The sequence below is a fragment of the Geomicrobium sp. JCM 19039 genome (genome assembly GCF_000698145.1).
Taxonomy (GTDB): domain Bacteria; phylum Bacillota; class Bacilli; order Bacillales; family Marinococcaceae; genus Geomicrobium_A.
Genome location: NZ_BAXB01000022.1, coordinates 1 through 18,177, shown reverse-complemented (window position 1 = coordinate 18,177; position 18,177 = coordinate 1). Strand labels below are relative to the sequence as shown.

15 protein-coding genes, 5 pseudogenes and 1 other annotated feature are annotated in these 18,177 nt (G+C 44.6%); of the genes and pseudogenes, 1 reads left to right on the top strand and 19 read right to left on the bottom strand.

The features are described from left to right. Positions 1 to 10: 10 nt before the first annotated feature. From JCM19039_RS17015 to metG, 10 genes and pseudogenes are all read right to left on the bottom strand, one after another. On the bottom strand, positions 11 to 1,630 hold the full coding sequence (locus tag JCM19039_RS17015) for an alpha,alpha-phosphotrehalase (protein ID WP_052398893.1): 1,620 nt from the start codon (positions 1,628 to 1,630) through the stop codon (positions 11 to 13). 14 nt (positions 1,631 to 1,644) lie between these two features. Continuing rightward, positions 1,645 to 3,092 (bottom strand): annotated as a pseudogene (gene treP, locus JCM19039_RS17010) (PTS system trehalose-specific EIIBC component). Between the two features lie 132 nt (positions 3,093 to 3,224). Next, a pseudogene (locus JCM19039_RS25900) lies at positions 3,225 to 3,551 on the bottom strand (PTS glucose transporter subunit IIA); the annotation flags it as partial. A 172-nt stretch (positions 3,552 to 3,723) separates the two neighbouring features. Next, positions 3,724 to 3,906 carry a small, acid-soluble spore protein, alpha/beta type gene (locus JCM19039_RS17005; RefSeq protein ID WP_042402447.1) on the bottom strand — a complete coding sequence of 61 codons (183 nt, stop codon included), beginning with the start codon at positions 3,904 to 3,906 and terminating at the stop codon, positions 3,724 to 3,726. A 105-nt stretch (positions 3,907 to 4,011) separates the two neighbouring features. Further along, positions 4,012 to 4,266 carry a biofilm formation stimulator Veg gene (gene veg, locus JCM19039_RS17000; RefSeq protein ID WP_042429433.1) on the bottom strand — a complete coding sequence of 85 codons (255 nt, stop codon included), beginning with the start codon at positions 4,264 to 4,266 and terminating at the stop codon, positions 4,012 to 4,014. A 237-nt stretch (positions 4,267 to 4,503) separates the two neighbouring features. Continuing rightward, positions 4,504 to 5,375, bottom strand: a pseudogene (gene yabG / locus JCM19039_RS28150) (sporulation peptidase YabG). Positions 5,376 to 5,435: 60 nt separating this feature from the next. After that, positions 5,436 to 6,290, bottom strand: a complete 855-nt coding sequence (gene rsmA, locus JCM19039_RS16990) for a 16S rRNA (adenine(1518)-N(6)/adenine(1519)-N(6))-dimethyltransferase RsmA (RefSeq protein WP_042429431.1) — start codon at positions 6,288 to 6,290, stop codon at positions 5,436 to 5,438. Continuing rightward, positions 6,287 to 6,838 carry a ribonuclease M5 gene (gene rnmV, locus JCM19039_RS16985; RefSeq protein ID WP_042429499.1) on the bottom strand — a complete coding sequence of 184 codons (552 nt, stop codon included), beginning with the start codon at positions 6,836 to 6,838 and terminating at the stop codon, positions 6,287 to 6,289. The genes rsmA and rnmV overlap by 4 nt, the downstream gene beginning before the upstream one ends. Beyond that, positions 6,828 to 7,608 (bottom strand): annotated as a pseudogene (locus tag JCM19039_RS16980) (TatD family hydrolase). The gene rnmV and the pseudogene JCM19039_RS16980 overlap by 11 nt, the downstream one beginning before the upstream one ends. Before the next feature lie 46 nt (positions 7,609 to 7,654). Beyond that, positions 7,655 to 9,636 (bottom strand): annotated as a pseudogene (gene metG / locus JCM19039_RS16975) (methionine--tRNA ligase). 49 nt (positions 9,637 to 9,685) lie between these two features. Then, positions 9,686 to 9,935, bottom strand: a binding site (T-box leader). A 264-nt stretch (positions 9,936 to 10,199) separates the two neighbouring features. On the opposite strand from metG, the gene JCM19039_RS16970 reads away from it, so the two are divergent. Then, positions 10,200 to 10,496, top strand: a complete 297-nt coding sequence (locus tag JCM19039_RS16970; protein WP_042429430.1) for an AbrB/MazE/SpoVT family DNA-binding domain-containing protein — start codon at positions 10,200 to 10,202, stop codon at positions 10,494 to 10,496. Positions 10,497 to 10,625: 129 nt separating this feature from the next. Here the strand turns inward: JCM19039_RS16970 and rsmI are convergent, their stop codons facing one another. The 9 genes from rsmI to JCM19039_RS25895 all read right to left on the bottom strand — a co-directional run bounded on the left by rsmI (position 10,626) and on the right by JCM19039_RS25895 (position 17,419). Next, the gene (rsmI, locus tag JCM19039_RS16965) at positions 10,626 to 11,459 is read right to left on the bottom strand and encodes a 16S rRNA (cytidine(1402)-2'-O)-methyltransferase (protein WP_042429428.1); all 834 of its coding nucleotides are present in this window, start codon (positions 11,457 to 11,459) and stop codon (positions 10,626 to 10,628) included. Then, a complete protein-coding gene (locus tag JCM19039_RS16960) occupies positions 11,416 to 12,477 on the bottom strand; it encodes a GIY-YIG nuclease family protein (protein ID WP_042429426.1) in 1,062 nt (353 codons plus the stop codon). The genes rsmI and JCM19039_RS16960 overlap by 44 nt, the downstream gene beginning before the upstream one ends. Before the next feature lie 62 nt (positions 12,478 to 12,539). After that, entirely contained in the window at positions 12,540 to 12,902 is a 363-nt protein-coding gene (yabA, locus tag JCM19039_RS16955) for a DNA replication initiation control protein YabA (protein ID WP_042402351.1), read from the bottom strand. Between the two features lie 27 nt (positions 12,903 to 12,929). Next, positions 12,930 to 13,745: a stage 0 sporulation family protein gene (locus tag JCM19039_RS16950; protein ID WP_042402348.1), complete on the bottom strand. Its 816-nt coding sequence runs from the start codon at positions 13,743 to 13,745 to the stop codon at positions 12,930 to 12,932. Then, positions 13,746 to 14,729 (bottom strand): DNA polymerase III subunit delta' C-terminal domain-containing protein, encoded by a 984-nt coding sequence (locus JCM19039_RS16945; protein ID WP_042429424.1) that lies wholly within the window; start codon positions 14,727 to 14,729, stop codon positions 13,746 to 13,748. A gap of 21 nt (positions 14,730 to 14,750) precedes the next feature. Next, complete coding sequence (locus JCM19039_RS16940) at positions 14,751 to 15,080, bottom strand: cyclic-di-AMP receptor (protein ID WP_042429422.1); 330 nt, start codon at positions 15,078 to 15,080, stop codon at positions 14,751 to 14,753. A 63-nt stretch (positions 15,081 to 15,143) separates the two neighbouring features. Continuing rightward, entirely contained in the window at positions 15,144 to 15,779 is a 636-nt protein-coding gene (gene tmk, locus JCM19039_RS16935) for a dTMP kinase (RefSeq protein ID WP_042429421.1), read from the bottom strand. After that, the gene (locus tag JCM19039_RS16930; protein ID WP_042429496.1) at positions 15,772 to 17,175 is read right to left on the bottom strand and encodes an aminotransferase class I/II-fold pyridoxal phosphate-dependent enzyme; all 1,404 of its coding nucleotides are present in this window, start codon (positions 17,173 to 17,175) and stop codon (positions 15,772 to 15,774) included. The genes tmk and JCM19039_RS16930 overlap by 8 nt, the downstream gene beginning before the upstream one ends. Before the next feature lie 64 nt (positions 17,176 to 17,239). Continuing rightward, the gene (locus JCM19039_RS25895; protein ID WP_255343692.1) at positions 17,240 to 17,419 is read right to left on the bottom strand and encodes a sigma factor G inhibitor Gin; all 180 of its coding nucleotides are present in this window, start codon (positions 17,417 to 17,419) and stop codon (positions 17,240 to 17,242) included. Between the last annotated feature and the right edge of the window lie 758 nt (positions 17,420 to 18,177).

Sequence of the window (18,177 nt, the reverse complement as noted above, 5' to 3'; positions counted from 1 at the left end):
GCTCCTTCAACTATGCAAAAAAAGCTATTGCACCATAACCAGGTAATACAAACTTCTGGTCATCAACGCTCTGAATAGGCAGATGAGAGATGAGCACCTCGTGTATCTGTAAAGGAACTTCCACCGCTTCACTAGAAAAGTTACTCACGACAACGAGCCGCTTGTCATCTAACACTCGTTCATAAGCAAACAGTGCATGGTGAAGATGATCGAGGAATTGAACGCTTCCTGATTGGATGATCGGATGTTTCTTTCTCAGTTGAATGAGCTGCTTGAAATGATAGTATACAGACGAAGAATCATTGATGGCATTCTCTGCATTGATCGTCTCCCAGTTGTCTGCAAGACCAATCCATGGCGTACCGTTTGTAAATCCGGCGTGAGGCTTTTCGCCACTCCATTGCATTGGCGTTCTTCCGTTATCACGGGATTTACTCGCGAGAATTGACAGAACCTCTTTCTCAGGAACGCCTTGTTCTCTGAGCAGATCATACGCATTGAGTGTTTCCACGTCTCGATATTCCTCAATGGTTTTAAATGCCGGACTTGTCATGCCGAGCTCTTCACCTTGATATATATACGGTGTCCCATTTAGAAGATGAATGGTTGTCGCTAACATTTTGGCCGCTTCAGGGGAGCCGTCACCAAATCTCGAACCCGCGCGCGGTTGATCATGATTGCTCCAAAATACCGCGTTCCAACCACCGCCAGAATCCATTCCCTCTTGCCACTTCGTAAAAATCTCTTTTAATTGCTCGAAATTAATCGGTGCTTTGGTCCATTTTTCACCGTCGGGATAATCTACTTTAAGGTGGTGAAAATGAAAGATCATGTCCAACTCTTGACGGTCAGGGCGCGTGTAAAGAACCCCTTGTTCTAGCGTTGTGGATGACATTTCTCCTACCGTCATCATACCATAAGGCAAAAATGCACGAGTGCTCATTTCATGGATGTACTCATGAATTCTCGGACCGTCGGTGTAAAAACGTCGACCATCCCCAACATGATCATCCTCAAAAGTTTCGCCTTTCGATAGCAAGTTAACAACGTCCAAGCGAAATCCATTGATACCTTTTTTGCCCCAAAACTCAACCATCCGATAAATTTCTTCTCGTAGCTTTGGGTTTTCCCAGTTCAAATCTGCTTGGGTTTTATCAAATAGATGCAAATAGTATTGTCCAGTCGCTTCATGCCATTCCCACGCAGAACCACCGAATTTAGATTCCCAGTTGTTCGGTTCGTCACGCCATATATAGTAATCTCGGTATGGATTATCTTTTGATTTCTTTGCTTCTTGGAACCAATCATGCTCAGTTGAAGTGTGATTAACGACCAAATCCATAATCAGTTTCATACCACGTGCATGAGTCTCGTTGAGTAACTCATCAAAGTCTTTCATCGTGCCGTACAATGGATCAATCTCGTAGTAATTCGCAATATCATAACCGTTATCATGTTGTGGCGATTTATAAACTGGGGTCAGCCAAACAACATCAACACCGAGATCTTTTAGATAATCTAGCCGCTTTGTTACTCCGTTTAAATCCCCAGTGCCACTGCCAGTCGTATCATTGAAGCTCCGTGGATAAATCTGATAAACGACCGCTTCTTTCCACCAATTCCCGTTCATCCTAACCCTACTTTCTATTCTTCAAACCCTTTTCGTTTTGCTAATAAATACGTAATCGTAAAAGGAACGACGATAACGATTGCCATCCCAATAAAGAAAGCGATCCAACCTGAGCTCGTAATCGATAAGAATCCTGGAACTCCACCGACCCCAACGGAGTTTGCGACAACATTTTGCGATGTAATCCAAGCTGCTGCAATCGCTGAGCCGATCACGGCCGCTACAAACGGATAGCGAAAACGCAAGTTCACACCAAACATCGCTGGCTCTGTAATCCCAAGGTATGCAGATAAACCTGATGTTCCTGCTAATCCCTTTAGCTTTTCATCTTTGGTCGCAAGCATGACCGCAAGTGCTGCCGATCCTTGCGCAATGTTCGACAATGCGAGAATTGGCCAAAGGAATGTAAACCCTAACGTTCCAATAAGTTGAAGGTCTACTGCTAAGAATGTATGGTGCATCCCCGTAATAACAAGTGGTGCATACACCGCACCATAAACGAGACCACCAACTATTTCAAGCTGGTCAAATACAGTAACTAATCCATCGGTTAGTAAGTTCCCTAGTGTGAACGTTACTGGACCGATAAATAAAAACGTGAGAAAACCGGTTACAAGCAGTGCAATCGGTGCAACAACGAGCAGTTGCAGTGAATCAAGAACACGTTTACGTAAAAAGATCTCAATCTTTGCTAAAATCCAAGACGCAAAAAGTACCGGTAACACTTGGCCCTGGTATCCAATCTGCTCAATTTCTAGACCGAATATCGTCCATGTAGCACGTCCCCCGCCGCTTGAGCCTCTCCGTACGCCCACGCATTTAATAGATCCGGATGAACGAGAATTAGTCCAAGAACAATACCCAGAAGTTCACTGCCACCGAAACGTTTGACGGCAGACCAACCTATGAGTGCGGGTAAGAACGTAAATGCTGTGTTGGCAATGAGATGCACAATGTCTGCAAAATCAGCCCATTGCGGAAACATTTCCACGACCGATTGCTCACCGAAGATACCCGGGTTGGCGAGAATGTTGTTTAACCCCATTAACAAACCAGCAGTGACAATAGCCGGTAAGATCGGAATAAAAATATCAGCAAGAACACGAACGCCTCTTTGAATAACGTTTTGTTTCTTTCCACTCGCTTGTTTCACTTCATCTTTAGATGCTTCCTCAATATTCGTGTCAGAAACGATGGCTTTATAAACTTTATCTACCGTTCCTTGCCCAATAATGACTTGATATTGACCATTTGTAAGAAACTGCCCTTGCACGACATCCATCTCATCAAGTGCATCTCTGTCTACATGAGCGTCATCTTTTAAGGCAAATCGAAGACGAGTCACACAGTGAGTGGCGGCGATGATGTTCTCCTCTCCGCCTACCGCTTCAACAATTCGTTTTGCTTCTTCGGTATAGTCACCTTTTGTCTTTTTCTTCTTTTCAGATTTATTTTGTTTCACATGTACAGTAAGTAGTTCGGTTTTTCCTTTTGTCGCTTGTTGTTCTTCAGAGTTCCATTCGATTGAGTCTACCGCATCACTGTTTGTGATCACAACCGGCGTAATCGTACTCGAGGCTTTTTTTCGCAATAACTCAAGACTAAATGTAAGTAAACGATCGCCAGCACGAACAGCGTCGCCTGCTTTTACATGAACCTCAAACCCTTCTCCATCCATCTGGACGGAATCGATACCGACGTGTATGAGAATTTCCAACCCTTCGGTTGTCCGTAATCCAACCGCGTGCTTCGTTGGGAATACTTGCACAATTTCACCATCGACAGGTGCAACGACTTCTCCTTCATTCGGTTCAATTGCAATTCCTTCGCCCATCATCTTTTCTGCAAATGTCGGGTCTGGCACATCCTCCAACCGGAGAATACTACCTGAAAGTGGCGCGATTAACTTTTGTACGCTCATGTTTCAACCTCCTTTTTAACTTGTATATACAAGTTAGAGTTGCTCAACTATACCGTGGATATGTTTACTTTGCAAGGGCTTTCACAATTATTTTTGAAATGTCACTCATCAGATTCATCGTGACGTAAAAAACCCAGTGAAATCATCGCTGATTTCACTGGGCGTGTACGGTTTATTTCTGCTGCCTTGAAGCGAGTTGTTCTTCTGCCATTTCAACAGCTCGTTTTACCATGTTTCCAGCATCTCTAGCCTTGATTCCGCCCCAACCTTCTTGTTGGACGGTATCATAAAATCCCAATTCTTTTGCGATTTCTTCTTTGAGTGCGTATGACATGATACTACGATGACGGCTCAACGGAACCATCTCCTTTTCAATAATCCCGTACACACATAGCATCGGCCAAAAAGACAAAAATATAGCTGCTCATTTCTGTAAGAAATGGCAGCTTAAGTAAAAATATTATGCTTGTAATTCTTGGTCTTCACAAACCGTTAATTGCACGGTTTCTGTCAGGACGTCTGTATAACTGTAAGATACACGGTCAACTTTGTGTTTGTCCCGATCTAATTTCACAATAAAAACTGAGGGGTACGTTCCTTCTAACATGCCTGAGCGTTCGACGATCTTGCGGCGTCCGCCGTTCGCTTTCAGTGTGATACGCTTACCGACGTTCTCTTCAAGCGACTGCTTAATTTCCACTAACGTTTTACCCATTATGTCACCCCACCTCACTAGTAGTAATTTTACCACAATTTTTATGAAACGTCAAACCGATACAAAATATTAAATTTTAACAGTGAAAAGCCCTGCATGTCAACTGTTTAATTTGTCGAACGGTAAGATTCCTCTTATTTTGCCGAAATTTCCTCGTATTATTCAAAAATCATTGAGAAAATAGCAAAAACCTGCCGTTTCATGCACAAAGCAATGATCTATGACAGGTTTTTAGTGTTATAAATTTTGTTGTTCTTTCAAGGGAATGCCTCTTCTTAATACCCCTTTTGTGTCGATGCCACCGAGCCCATCTTCACCCGTAATCGTGTTGCGAAGCACTTCATTTAAGTGCACGCGATTTAAAAAAGGTGTCATGCTCACTCTTGAAGCAATATAAACAGGATCAAGAGCATGAATATTCACCCGTGATGGTGAACTCGCAAAATTCGCTCCTGCGCGGATGAGCCCTTCGAAATACGACTGACACGCACCTGCAAAAATGATGAGATCATCGAGATTAGGGACAGCCTTTCGTGCTTCACGTACCGTTTGTAAAAACGCTTTGGAGTGACGATAAGCTTTCAGATCATTCGAATCTCCCCTCGTTCTCGTATAGGCATCATGCCCCGTGATCACGAGGATATCCGGCTGTACCATCTCAAGTAGTGACGCGACTTGTTGCGGCATATCCGTCTCCCTCATATGCGCACCGTATACCGGAATGCCGAGACGGTCATACATCGTCGTGCATTTCTGCAAATACGAAGCGTCGCCATCCATGTGCAGAACACGACCCTCATCTCAAAATATTGGGGATTCGGGGTCGCATATGCCGATGACAACTCATATTCATTTTTCTCACGCATCAATCGATTATCTTGTCGGAATAGCCGATAACATTGCTCTTCTTTTTTCTTCTCTTCTTCCTCAAATTCCGAACGCTCATCATCGTCAACCTTTTTCAAATCCGCCAGCGGGGCATCGGCTACGAGCCTTAACTCTTCACCTTTTAGTTCAATATTATCCTTGTCATCAACCGCCGTCACACGAAACAAAACATCTTCACCATAGGAGATTCGCGTAACAAGATCACCAACTTGTAAGCTCATCGTGACTCCTCCTCCATACGGTACACTATGCATTTGCCATGAAAGAGGTGAAACGAATGGTTAAGAATTTAAAGCATCTGCCAATTTACCAAATTCCTGAATGCTTAACGTCTCAGCTCGTCGTGCTCCATCAATCTCTGAGCGCCCCAAAGCTTCGGTTACCCGCTCTTTGTCTCCAAGCCAATGATTCAGGTTATTTCGGAGCGTCTTTCTGCGCTGAGCGAACGATGCGCGAATGCACTTGAAAAAGAAGGCTTCATCGTTTACTTGCACAGCTTTTTCTTTGCGAATGCGAAACGTAATGATCGAAGAATCGACATTCGGTCTTGGCATAAAAGCTTGCGGTGGCACCGCTGATATGACTTCTGTCTCCGCATAATATTGCGCGGCGATCGACAACGATCCGTAAGCTTTCGTCGATGGCTTCGCGGCGAGACGGTCGCCTACTTCTTTTTGAATGAGGACGGTTAATGTTTCAATCGGCAATCTCTCCTCAAGAAAGCGCATAAGAATGGGCGTTGTAACATAATACGGTAAATTGCCTGCCGCATACACATTGTCTACATCCGAAAAATCCTTTTTAAACACTTGCGTAAGATCTGACTTCAAAAAGTCTTCATGTCGAATGTCTACATTGTCATATGAAGACAGGGTATCGTCTAAAACGGGTAAAAGGCGCTGATCAATCTCATATGCGATAACCTTCTTCGCGCGCTTTGCTAGCTGCTCGGTTAACGCTCCGATGCCAGGCCCCACTTCAATGACCCCGTCTCTCTCTGTTAAACCTGTATGATCAACCATTTTGCCGAGTAGCTGAGCATCAACCATAAAGTTCTGTCCAAGACTTTTTTTCGCTTTTAGGTTGTAGCGTTCCACAATCTCCTTTGTTCTTGTAGGGGTTGCAATTTCTTTCATCGTAAACCTACCTTTTCTAAAGCAGCCAAAAATTCCTCACGTTCGACTTGAAACACATTCAGCCGCTTTACAAATTGCTTTCCATTTGCATAACCAATATTTAATTCCGATCCAACTTTCTCTCTTCGAGACCTGGCATCCTCACCTGCTAATAAGCCAGCTTCGCGAATATCAGCCATCGTCACTGGATCATACGCAGGTATTTCACCAATGGTCTGAACATTCCTCAACGCTTCTCGTATCGTTTCTGGAGACGCATGTTCTACCCCGACACTATTTTTATTTGCAGATAGCGCATCGGTTTTCTTAATGAATGCATGTTTGCAACCGGGTACCGCTTCGGTCACGATCCGCCGAATTCGCTCTCCAGGATAATCGGGATCTGTAAGGACGATGATGCCTCGACGTATCATAGCAAGCTTAATTCGCTCGATCACTTGCGCAGGCACAGCTGAACCTACTGTTTCAATCGTATCTGCCTCGACCGCTCGCTTGATTGCAACCGTGTCGTCCCTGCCTTCTACGACAATGCATTCTTTAATTTTCATCGGTAAGTCCAAAAAGTCGTTTTGCATTGGCTGTCGTAATCTCAGCGATCTCCTCTACGGTAACACCTTTTAGTTCAGCAATTTTTTCAGCGACGAGCGCCACATGGGCCGGCTCATTTCGTTTTCCCCGGTAAGTGGGGAGCGAGAAACGGACAATCGGTCTCAATAAGCAATCGATTTAGCGGCACCATCTGCGCAACATCTTTCGGTAGCTGCGCATTTTTAAACGTAACCGGCCCCCCAAAAGAAATATGCATGCCCGCATCTAAACAACGCTTTGCTGTTTCTTCATCTCCGCTAAAGCAATGCATAATCCCCCCTGCCGGACCGACCCCTTCTTGTTCAAGAATCGTAGCAATATCTGCTTGGGCTTCTCGACCATGAATAACAAGAGGAAGTCCGACTCGCTTATGAAGCTGGATTTGTTTTATAAATGCTTCCTTCTGAACCGCTGCCGGTGATTTGTCCCAATGATAATCAAGCCCCGTTTCACCGATAGCTATGACCTTCGGATGCTCCGTCAACGATTCCATCCATTCAAGATCTTCATCGGTAAAGTCGACACTATCGACTGGATGCCATCCAATCGTCGCATACAAAAACTCATATTCATCTACGAGTGCCATCGCTCGGGTAATGGTTTCACGATCGAACCCGACGACATTCATCCACTTCACACCGGCTTCTCGTGCACGGGTAAGCACGTCTTCAAGATCATCATCAAACTGGTGCACGTTTACGTGCACGTGTGTATCAAACAATTCAACCATCGTTAACTCCTTTTTAAAAAGCCGGGCGTGCCCGGCTTTTCATCAATTAAGATATGAGTGTTCCATTCGGAAGATCGCCATCGATTGTGACCAATTTTAATGTGTCTTCCGCTTTTCCAGCAAGAATCATCCCTTGAGACTGCTCACCACGCAGCTTTACAGGGGTAAGATTTGTTACACAAATGATCTTTTTCCCTTCAAGTTCATCCGCTGTGTAATCTTTAGCGATACCTGAAACGACTTGACGCGTCTCACCACCAAGATCCAATTGCAACTTTAACAACCGGTCTGCTTTTTTCACCGGCTCTGCTTTTGTGACTTGTGCAACCCGTAGCTCGACCGCTTTAAAGTCATCAATCGTAATAAGGTTCGCGCCCTTTTCCTCTTCAGCTTCCGCTTCGTCGGCTTTTGGCGCTGCCATTAGCCCGCTAATATGGTCCACTTCTTTTTCAATCTCAAGACGTGGGAAAATCGGCGTCCCTTTCTTCACGACATGTGTGCCTTTAGGTAAAGAACCAAACTGTTTGAGCGATGACCAAGTGCCAAGATCTTCTTGGTCACTAAATCCAAGTTGTTGTGCAATTGCCGTTGGTGCTTCTGTAAAGAACGGCTTGAGCAAAACAGAAATGATTCGTAGCGATTCGGCCAAATGGTACATCACAGCGCGAAGCTCTTCACTTCCTTCTTCTTTAGCGAGCATCCACGGTTGTGTTTCATCAATGTACTTGTTCGTACGACTGATGAATTGCCAAATGGCGGTGAGGGCAACTGAGAATTCCATCGTTTCGATATGCGCTTCCACTTTTTCGATCGTTGCGTCAGCCACATCAAGTAACGAAGCATCATAACCGGTGCCATCTTTTAGATACTCTGGAATTTCACCATCAAGATATTTATTAATCATCGCAACCGTTCGATTTAATAAGTTGCCAAGGTCGTTGGCTAAGTCATAGTTAATCCTCTCAACAAAAGCTTCTGGTGTGAATACACCGTCTGAACCGAACGGTACTTCACGCAAGAGGTAATAACGTACTGCATCAAGCCCGTAACGTTCGATAAGCGCATCAGGATACACGACGTTGCCTTTGGACTTCGACATCTTCTCATTTTTCATGAGTAAATGACCGTGACTGAAAACTTTCTTTGGCAATGGCACGTCTAACGCCATTAACATGATTGGCCAATAAATGGTATGGAAACGAACGATTTCCTTCCCAACAATATGCACATCAGCTGGCCAAAACTTGTGATAAGCTTCGTCTTTGTCCGTCCCATAACCAAGCGCTGTGATGTAGTTAAGTAAAGCGTCAATCCAAACGTACACGACGTGTTCAGGGTCACTTTTAATCGGTACTCCCCACGAAAATGCTGTCCGAGAGATGGCAAGGTCTTCAAGACCTGGTTTAATAAAGTTGTTGATCATTTCTTTTTTGCGAGCCTCAGGCTGAATAAAGTCTTGATTGTCCTCGTAATATTGAAGCAGACGCTCTGCGTAATTGCTCATTTTAAAAAAGTACGATTTCTCACGAACAAGTTCTACCGGATGCCCGCTATCTGGACTTTTACCTCCGATAATTTTGCCGTTTTCATCTTTTACCGGATCTTCCAGCTGCAATTCTGTGTAATACGTCTCATCAGGCACAGAGTACCAGCCTTCATATTCGCTCAAATAGATGTCACCTTGATCTTTTAACTGTTCCACTACTTGTTGAACGGAGTGTTTATGACGGTTTTCTGTCGTACGAATGAAATCATCGTAAGAAATGTCCAGGTTGTCCCAAAGCTGACGAATGCCTGCGACAATTTCATCCACGAAATCAATCGGTGTAACCCCTTCTTCTTTCGCTTTTCTTTCAATCTTCTGCCGTGTTCGTCAGTGCCCGTCAAAAACATCACATCATAGCCTTGCAAACGCTTGTAACGTGCAAGCGTGTCAGCGGCTACAGTCGTATACGCATGACCGATATGAAGCTTTCCACTCGGATAATAAATCGGTGTCGTCACATAATACGTTGGTTTGTTACTCATTGTATTTGCCTCCATCTATTCATCAAATCTAAAAACTCCCGTCCCTATGTGAAGGGACGAGAGTTGGACTCACGTGGTACCACCCTGCTTTCTTCTCCTGATAGAGAAGCTCAACAGCGCTAATCAGTTACAATTAGCTACACACCTGCTAACGGTCGGTGAACCGTGCATTCCTCACGCGTTACGCTTAAAATGCAAAACCTCGCGGACCATCTTCAACAATACGTTTGTGACCGGTTCCCAGCAACCCGGCTCTCTGAACACTCGTTATTGTTTACTCATCCATTCATCGGCATGTTTATTCGTTGAAAAACTACAAACTTAATTTATAATTATACATCAGTGATTCCCTAAAGTCAACAGACATATACCATATCAAACACTCGTGCTGTCTCAGAAAATGCAGAAACACTTGAGATATAGCCATTTTATCGCATTTGAATTTTAAGATTATTATATTGACTTGATTTTACTATACTGGTATGATTGCACACATAGAGATAAAAAGTGTCAAATTGTGACACGAATATACATTTGCGCTCGCAAGGAGGAGATTCTAAGCAATGAAATCAACTGGCATCGTTCGCAAGGTTGACGAGCTTGGCCGCGTGGTAATTCCAATCGAGTTACGACGTACATTAGATATTGCAGAGAAAGATGCGTTAGAGATTTATGTGGATCACGACCGCATTATTCTAAAGAAATATAAGCCGAATATGACTTGTCAAGTCACAGGCGAAGTCTCTGACGAAAATATCTCAATTGCTGACGGCAAGATTATACTTAGCCCGGACGGGGCACGCGAAGTAATTGGTTCGCTTCAAGAGTACTTGGACAATTCAAAGTCAACGGCTCTATAAATATCATAAGTCGAGCTACCCAAATCCATGGGTAGCTCTTTTTTATTGGCTCAATAAGTATGGTGTGGTTTTTGCTTTTTTGAGCCGCTTTCCATCTCAGAACTTCTCATAGAACAGTCTATACGCCGGTTAGCTAAGTCCGTGATAGTCGTTATACACTTCTTTTTTGCGGATGTTGCGATCAAGTGCACACTGTTTCATTGCTGCATTTTTTTGCATTCCTTGCTCTTCATAGGCTTGCACATGCAAACGAATCGAAAGCCCTTCCCACCAGTCGGTTGTTTCTGCCTGTTCCGATTCATCTGCACCCGCAACGACAAAGCAAATCTCACCTCGCCATTCATCACGACCTAGATCTTTCACCTTACCTCTAGCAAACTCTTCATAACGCTTCGTGAGCTCTCGACCGATGACCGCTTCTCTTTCTCCCCAAACTTCTGCCATCGTTACAAGCGTCGCATTCATTCGGTGAGGAGACTCATAAAAGATAATCGGTACTTTTAAGTGGCGTAAATGTTCAAGTTGCTCTCGAATCTCTTTCTTTTTCCGAGGCAAAAATCCATGAAAATAAAAAGCGCCGCCCCCGAGGCCCGATCCAATGAAAGCTGTAAGCGCTGCGTTAGCTCCAGGAAGAGGAGTAATAACAATTCCTTCTTCAATACACTGTGCAACCAATTTAGCCCCTGGATCAGATACAAGCGGTGTTCCAGCATCACTAACAATGGCCACATCTTTACCGGCTTGCAACTGCTCAATTAACCCGCGAATACGAGCATGTTCATTATGCTCGTGTAAACTAATCGTCTGTGTAGGAATGTCGAAATGCGTGAGCAATTTTCTTGTCTGTCTCGTATCTTCTGCACAAATGAGGTCGACTTCAGACAACACACGTACACCTCTGTACGTCATATCTTCTAAATTACCGATCGGTGTAGGAACGAGGTATAATGTGCCCCGGTGCATAAACACCCCTCCTTCTTTCTAATATGTACGCCCTTTTCTCGCGCTTCGTTAATTGTTTTAATCGCCATTCCTCTTGTAGCGCTTCTCGCTTCGTATCAAACGCTTCCTGGTGAATTAACGTAAATGGACCTCGTCCACGTGTATACTTTGCCCCTTTTCCCTCGATATGCATCTTCAGTCTCGCCCATACATCACGTGCGTATCCTGTATAGTACGAACCATCCTTGCACTCCAGCATATACACAAAATGGCTTCTTCGTTTCGCTTTGCACTGTATGCGTTCATAGGCAAACGATTGCCCCTCGTATGCCCGAGTAAAAGACGTCGTATGCTCGCCATTTTCGTACACAAAAACAGGCGGTAATGTCGTTACCCCGTGCTTACCACCTTTGACCGCTTCCAAAAGGACAATGTTTGCCTGGGCCTCTTGTTTGGGATGAATAAACTGTAGTCTTTTCGGCTCTAAACCTGCCGTTGCACACGCTTGAAAAAGCTCATGAATGCGTTCTGGTCGAAACACAAATGCCGCTTTGCCTTTATGTTTAAGAGCATAAGCTGCCGCTTGTGCCACATCATAAATCGTACACGCTTCCTCGTGTCTAGCAATCGTAAAAGGCTTGGCATCATTTTTGAGCGAGTCCTGGTAATATGGAGGGTTGCACGTAACTACGTCGAATGTTCCATGTGGCATTTCGTCTTTGATCGTTTTTAAGTCAAACACACGCACATCAACTTGTTCCGTTAGCCCGTTCATTTGCACACTGCGTTTTGCCATGTCGGCCACATCCGCTTGAATTTCCACCGCTGTAATCGGTACCTCACTTCGCATCGTGAGTACGAGTGGCACAACGCCATTTCCTGAACATAAATCGAGCATGCGTCCTCGTGTTCGCTTTACCGAAACAAAACGCGCTAATAATACGGAGTCAATACTAAACGCAAGGCGTTCCTTACTCTGAATAATTTTAAGGCGATTTCTGTAAATATAATCGATTCTCTCTCTCGATAATAACTCCATAGCTTGACTCCTCAAAAGAAAAACCCGGCACATGTCGTGTCGGGTCGTCTACATAGAGATTTTTACTTCGCTTGGAAGAATGAAAGACAAAACAAGCAATCTCCATCCGTTCGTAAGCTGCCATAATGCAAATTACAAATATGAAAACCTTCATGATACAAACGGGCAAGATTATCATAGCCTTCTCCGGGCGGGACGGTTTCCCCTTGTCCATCATCTGCGGGCGGTCGCTGCTCGTCTTGGGAGGGCTGTTTAATTCCTTCATGTTCAAGCCGCTCTCGCAGCAGTCGGTTTTCCGTAACCAACCCTTGATTCTCTTCAATCAATGAAGCAAGCTGCTCCTTTAATTCCCGCAATTCTTCATGGAAGGCAAGGAGTTGCTTCTCCATATGGATAACTTGTGAAAACATTTCTTTCTTCGCCACGTTCGTCTCCCACCCTCTTGTGGCAGCTTAGCCGGTTAGTGAACCTTGTTCAATCAATTCTTCTAAGGAATATTCCAAGGTGCGTTCTTCATCAAACAATTCGACTTGAACGATGCGCTCAAGCATATTCAAACCCGTGACCTTGCCCTTACCGTCAACGGTATGAATTCTTTCGCCTACATCTGGAAGCTCTTTCTTCGCCTGCTCATATTCGTCATTCTCGTATTTCAAACAACACATGAGTCGGCCGCACAATCCAGATATCTTTGCAGGATTGAGCGAGAGATTCTGATCCTTTGCCATTTTAATGGAGACAGGCTCAAAATCACCAAGAAATGTTGAACAGCATAGAACCAATCCACACGGTCCAACGCCACCGAGCATCTTCGCCTCATCTCTAACTCCGATTTGACGTAATTCAATCCGCGTTCGAAAAACCGAGGCAAGGTCCTTCACGAGTTCGCGGAAGTCAATTCTGCCGTCCGCTGTAAAATAGAACAGCACTTTATTACGGTCAAATGTATATTCTACACTGACGAGCTTCATATCTAACTCGTGTTCATTAATCTTATCTGAACATACGTCATGTGCATTTTTTGCTAGTGTGTCGTTCTCGATCACCCTGGCCGTATCTTCATCCGTTGCGATTCGCAGCACTTTCTTGAGGGGAAGTACAACATCGTCATCATCTACTTCTTTTACCCCGAGGACAACAACCCCATATTCCACACCTCGTGCGGTCTCAACGATCACAGATTGGCCAACGTGAATGTCAAATTCTGCAGGTGAGAAATAATAAATCTTCCCTGCTTTCTTAAATCGAATCCCAATCACTTGGTGCAATTATGATCCCTCCTGAATACGAAGCAAGAGACGTTCCATAATCAGCTGCGGATTTACGTTTGCAGACAAGTATTTCTTCGCTTCCATAACCGCTTTCATATTGGAAGCAAGCATGGTTTCTGAACGATGCAAGCTCTCTACACGTAAACGCTCGGCCTGATCCGGATACGCTAAGTCTTCTCTCTCCCACTTCATGTAAAGTACATCACGGTACCAAAATAGGAAAAGGTCTAGTCCCGTATCAATGTGATTCCTATCTTTAAAATGACTGTGCCATTTTTCTTGTAAGATTAACCTTGCTTGCTGAGGTCGCTGAAGAACCTCTTCCGCCAATTGTATCACTACCTGACGCCCGTGTACAATCCACGCGGTTCGCTCTTCTTCAGGAAGATCAACAGGCTTGTCTCCAATTCGTGCTCGAAGAGCGGCAAGCACCGGTTTCTCCCCAGCAGCCTCAAGGTTTTTTTGTCGTTCAACATCAGATAACGGTGAGAAAGATAGAATTTGAGATCTTGAAACAATCGTCGGCAGTAAAAAATGCAGATTTCGTGTCATAAGAATCGCTAACGTCTCCCCCTCAGGTTCTTCCAAAAAGGTGAGTAAGCTGTTAGCAGCACTCGCCGTCATTAAGTCAGCGTCCTCGATGACGTATACTTTGCGAGGAGATTCCATCCCTTTATAGGCGAATTCTTTTTGCAATAGCTCTACTTGGTTCTTTTTTATGGAAAGGCCATCCGGCTGGATTGTCGTTACATCTGGATGACTTCCGTTTTCCGCTCTTTTGCAATCATGGCAAACTCCGCAAGGCTTCGTTTCTGTTGACCTGCATAAAAATGCACGACAAAGGAGCGAAGCCGCTTCTCGATGCTCCAAACGGTCTTCGCCCTCAAAAACATATGCGTGAGGAAGCCGCTCTCGTACAACCGCTTGCTGCAAGAGCTTTGCAACAACAGGCTGGCGGCTTCGCAATCGATCCCAAGTCATCGGTCGACGCCCCTTCCAAACTTAAAATTGTTCAAATTGGTCGACGTCCAACACGAAGACAGTGGCTCCGCCAACCTGTACTTCGACAGGGTAAGGTACATAAGAATCAGCGTTTCCACCCATCGGAGAGACAGGCGCAACCAGTTGTTCCCGACTTTCACAGTTCTCTTTAATGATATCCAAAACATCGGCAACAAGATCGTCTTCAACCCCAATGAGAAACGTCGTGTTTCCCGCTTTTAGAAAACCGCCAGTTGAAGCGAGCTTCGTTGCTCGGTAATCATTCTCTACAAGAGCTGTTGATAAGCGGTTGCTGTCTTTATCTTGAACAACGGATACAATTAATTTCACGCTGTTTTCCTCCCTTTACAATGCACTCATGCGCATCTCTTGTCCTTATCATACTGGATTGACCTATACACGGTCTAGTGCAGATTGAATGACAGAATAAGTTTCTTCAATGACTGCCCCAATAGGGGCATCTGCCTTTATCATACGATACCGTTCTTCATTTTGTGACGCAAGTTGATGGTAAGCTCTTCTCACAGTCTCATGAAACAGAGCTCCCTCTTCATCGAGGTGATTGCTCTCTCTTTTATTTCCTTTGATTCGGTCCAGTCCAAGCTGAATAGGTAAGTCAAATAACAACGTGACGTCTGGCATGTACTTCTCCACCGCAAACTCATTAATATGACGGACTGCCTCTACACCAATCCCCCTGCCAGCTCCTTGGTAGGCTAGACTGCTATCCACAAAGCGGTCGCAGAGGACAACGGCTCCCTCAGTTAACGCTGGAATAATCTTCTCTACAAGATGTTGCCTTCTTGCCGCTGCAAATAAAAGTGCTTCGGTTTTTGGATCGATGTCAAGCGACGGGTCATCCAAAAGTGAATGCCGAATATTTTCTGCAAGCTTCACACCTCCAGGCTCTCTCGTTGTCACAACGCGATAACCATTCGTTTCAAGGCGCTCGGCTACAGCTTTCAATACCGTTGATTTCCCTGCCCCTTCTCCACCTTCAAATGTGATAAACAACCCTTTTTTATTCATATGTAACCTCTTCTTTCACCACGAGTAATTCATCGTTCCGCAACTGATTTCCACCTTGAACACGACCACCACTTTTACACCACTCCAGTAAAAACACTAGCCTGCTCTCATCAATACGCTCCCCGACAATCCATAAAGGAATTCCCGGTGGATAGGGAACAACTTCTTCTGCAATCGTTCTTCCTACTGCTTGGTCTACATGGATATATTCTGTCGCGGTTTCACCGATACTTTCAAACGAGATCATACTCGTTTCTGGATAATCAGGGGTAAACCGCTGTTTCTTTTGAGGTAGCGTCTGTTCATCGTACAATTTCCCCAAAACATGAAGCAGTTCATGTTCATAGGATTCACTCATCTGTATCGGGAGGATCAAGAGTACAAACTGTTCGTTACTGAGTTCAGGATAAATTCCTTGTCTATGAAACTCTTTTTCCCAGTTTGCCCCGGTATAGCCCTCTGGAACATACATAAGCAATTTAAGAGGGTCCTCCGTGGACACGGATGCACCTGGGATCTTAGTCTGCACTTTCGAGTGAAAGCGGCTAAGCGCTTGTGCAGGTTTACGCTGTTTCATCGTACGTGCATAAGCACGTGCTGCGTCTAATGAAGCCATGATAATGTATGATGGACTACTCGTTTGCAGTCGTTTTAGCCATCCATTTATCTTCCATTCATCGTCTAGACTGCGCAAATGTAGATACGCACCCATCGTTAATGCAGGCAACGTTTTGTGAGCAGATTGTACAACAGCGTCTGCCCCCACTTCAAGCGCTGAACGTGGAAACATTGAATCAATATGTAGATGTGCCCCGTGAGCTTCATCAACGAGCACAGACAGGCCATACGATTTTGCGAGGTTCACAACAGCCTCTAACTCGCCGACAGAGCCATAATAGCTAGGGGACGTCATGACTAGTGCACGAGCGTTAGGGTAAGCCTTGTAAGCCGATGCCAACGTCGCTCGACCAATACCCCGGCTTAAATCGGTTTGTTCATCAAGATCAGACCGCAAAAACACAGCTTGTACACCCGCCAGTTCCAAACCATGAACAATGGATTGGTGAGAATCGCGCTGCACAAACACCGTATCACCACGATTACAAAACGCCAACAGCATCGCAAGGTTCCCGACGGTAGAACCGCCAACAAGAAAGCGCGTCCGCGCACTTCCATATTGCTCTGCTGCCAGCTGTTCTGCTTCATAAATGCACTCACTTGGAGCATGTAAATCATCAAAGCCAGGCAGTTCAGTTACGTCTAGTTTCATCACTTGCTCAAAAAAACGTCCATAGTCCCCTTCTGCCAATTCGCCATTTTTATGACCAGGTACGTGAAGTGATACCGGTTGATTATGAGCATGCTCAATAAGTTTTTGGAGTATTGGAGTGTTCATCATCGTCAATCCTTTTGTTATGCAATCATTGTTTCATTATAACAAAGAATGGGTACAGCCTCACTTAATGAGCCAACAATACATTCATTTTACTCTTTCTCAGTTGCTGAACATACCAATCATATTCCAGGTCCTCAACATCTAACGTTACTATCGCACGTTCACAGTCCTTACAAAGCCACATAGATAAAAGATGAAAGCCGTCTTTTCCGTGACTTTCACAAACCCCACACCGATGCTCCATCGTATTCATCCTCATCTCTCCCTTAAATTCTGGTATCGGTTTTAGTGTTTCCAATTTTAATAGATCTATACCGGGATCGTTTGAGGACATTTACTGGGAATTCATTCATTTTGGAGATTTCACGTTCTCTTTAAGCATATGGCTAATGACCGTGAATGTGCCTGTTTGCGATAATTATTTTATTTTTTGGGGGGATTCGGTTGTTCACTTAGACGAGGGAGCGTGCACATATAATTTTGACCACTGAAGTTTTATACGCCGAAGAAGGTTTCTGAAATGACTACTCAGTCCACAGTGTAGACAGTTATTTTCGAAGACTCATACATGACTAACCTACTTGCATGCAGTATTCAGGGAATTTGCTCGTTGAAAACACCGCTCAAGCTTTTACGCGTGAGTGCCTGTAGGCTATGGATGATTTCCTGGAATTGGAGAGTCGGTTTGGCTAAAATCTTACCATAGATTCATTAATGGGAGGATTTCTGATTTCTATGGTACGATTTGCACCCACGAAACGCGGAAAAGAAGACAAATCATCATAGGAGGGGCTATGGGCAAGTTTCACACCGCGCCCGGCCTCGGTGCGAGTGCAATGGGGGATTTTTGACAATCTCCCCCCGCAATTCAATGTCAAATCCCATCGTAAGCGTGTTACGAGGGGATTCGCATGGATGAACATTCAATTTCCCTGTGATCACGTGTTTTGCTTTCAAAGCGCTTGGATTGGAAACAGAATCCCCCATCGATGACCTTTTGCC

Excerpts from the sequence above, each read along its gene's own strand:
- rsmA (WP_042429431.1), bottom strand. The coding sequence starts at position 6,290 with ATGAAAGAAATTGCAACCCCTACAAGAACAAAGGAGATTGTGGAACGC.
- JCM19039_RS16970 (WP_042429430.1), top strand. The coding sequence starts at position 10,200 with ATGAAATCAACTGGCATCGTTCGCAAGGTTGACGAGCTTGGCCGCGTG.
- veg (WP_042429433.1), bottom strand. The coding sequence starts at position 4,266 with ATGGGTAAAACGTTAGTGGAAATTAAGCAGTCGCTTGAAGAGAACGTC.
- rnmV (WP_042429499.1), bottom strand. The coding sequence starts at position 6,838 with ATGAAAATTAAAGAATGCATTGTCGTAGAAGGCAGGGACGACACGGTT.
- JCM19039_RS16960 (WP_042429426.1), bottom strand. The coding sequence starts at position 12,477 with ATGGAGTTATTATCGAGAGAGAGAATCGATTATATTTACAGAAATCGC.
- rsmI (WP_042429428.1), bottom strand. The coding sequence starts at position 11,459 with ATGCACCGGGGCACATTATACCTCGTTCCTACACCGATCGGTAATTTA.
- JCM19039_RS25895 (WP_255343692.1), bottom strand. The coding sequence starts at position 17,419 with ATGGAGCATCGGTGTGGGGTTTGTGAAAGTCACGGAAAAGACGGCTTT.
- JCM19039_RS16945 (WP_042429424.1), bottom strand. The coding sequence starts at position 14,729 with ATGACTTGGGATCGATTGCGAAGCCGCCAGCCTGTTGTTGCAAAGCTC.
- tmk (WP_042429421.1), bottom strand. The coding sequence starts at position 15,779 with ATGAATAAAAAAGGGTTGTTTATCACATTTGAAGGTGGAGAAGGGGCA.
- JCM19039_RS16930 (WP_042429496.1), bottom strand. The coding sequence starts at position 17,175 with ATGAACACTCCAATACTCCAAAAACTTATTGAGCATGCTCATAATCAA.
- JCM19039_RS17015 (WP_052398893.1), bottom strand. The coding sequence starts at position 1,630 with ATGAACGGGAATTGGTGGAAAGAAGCGGTCGTTTATCAGATTTATCCA.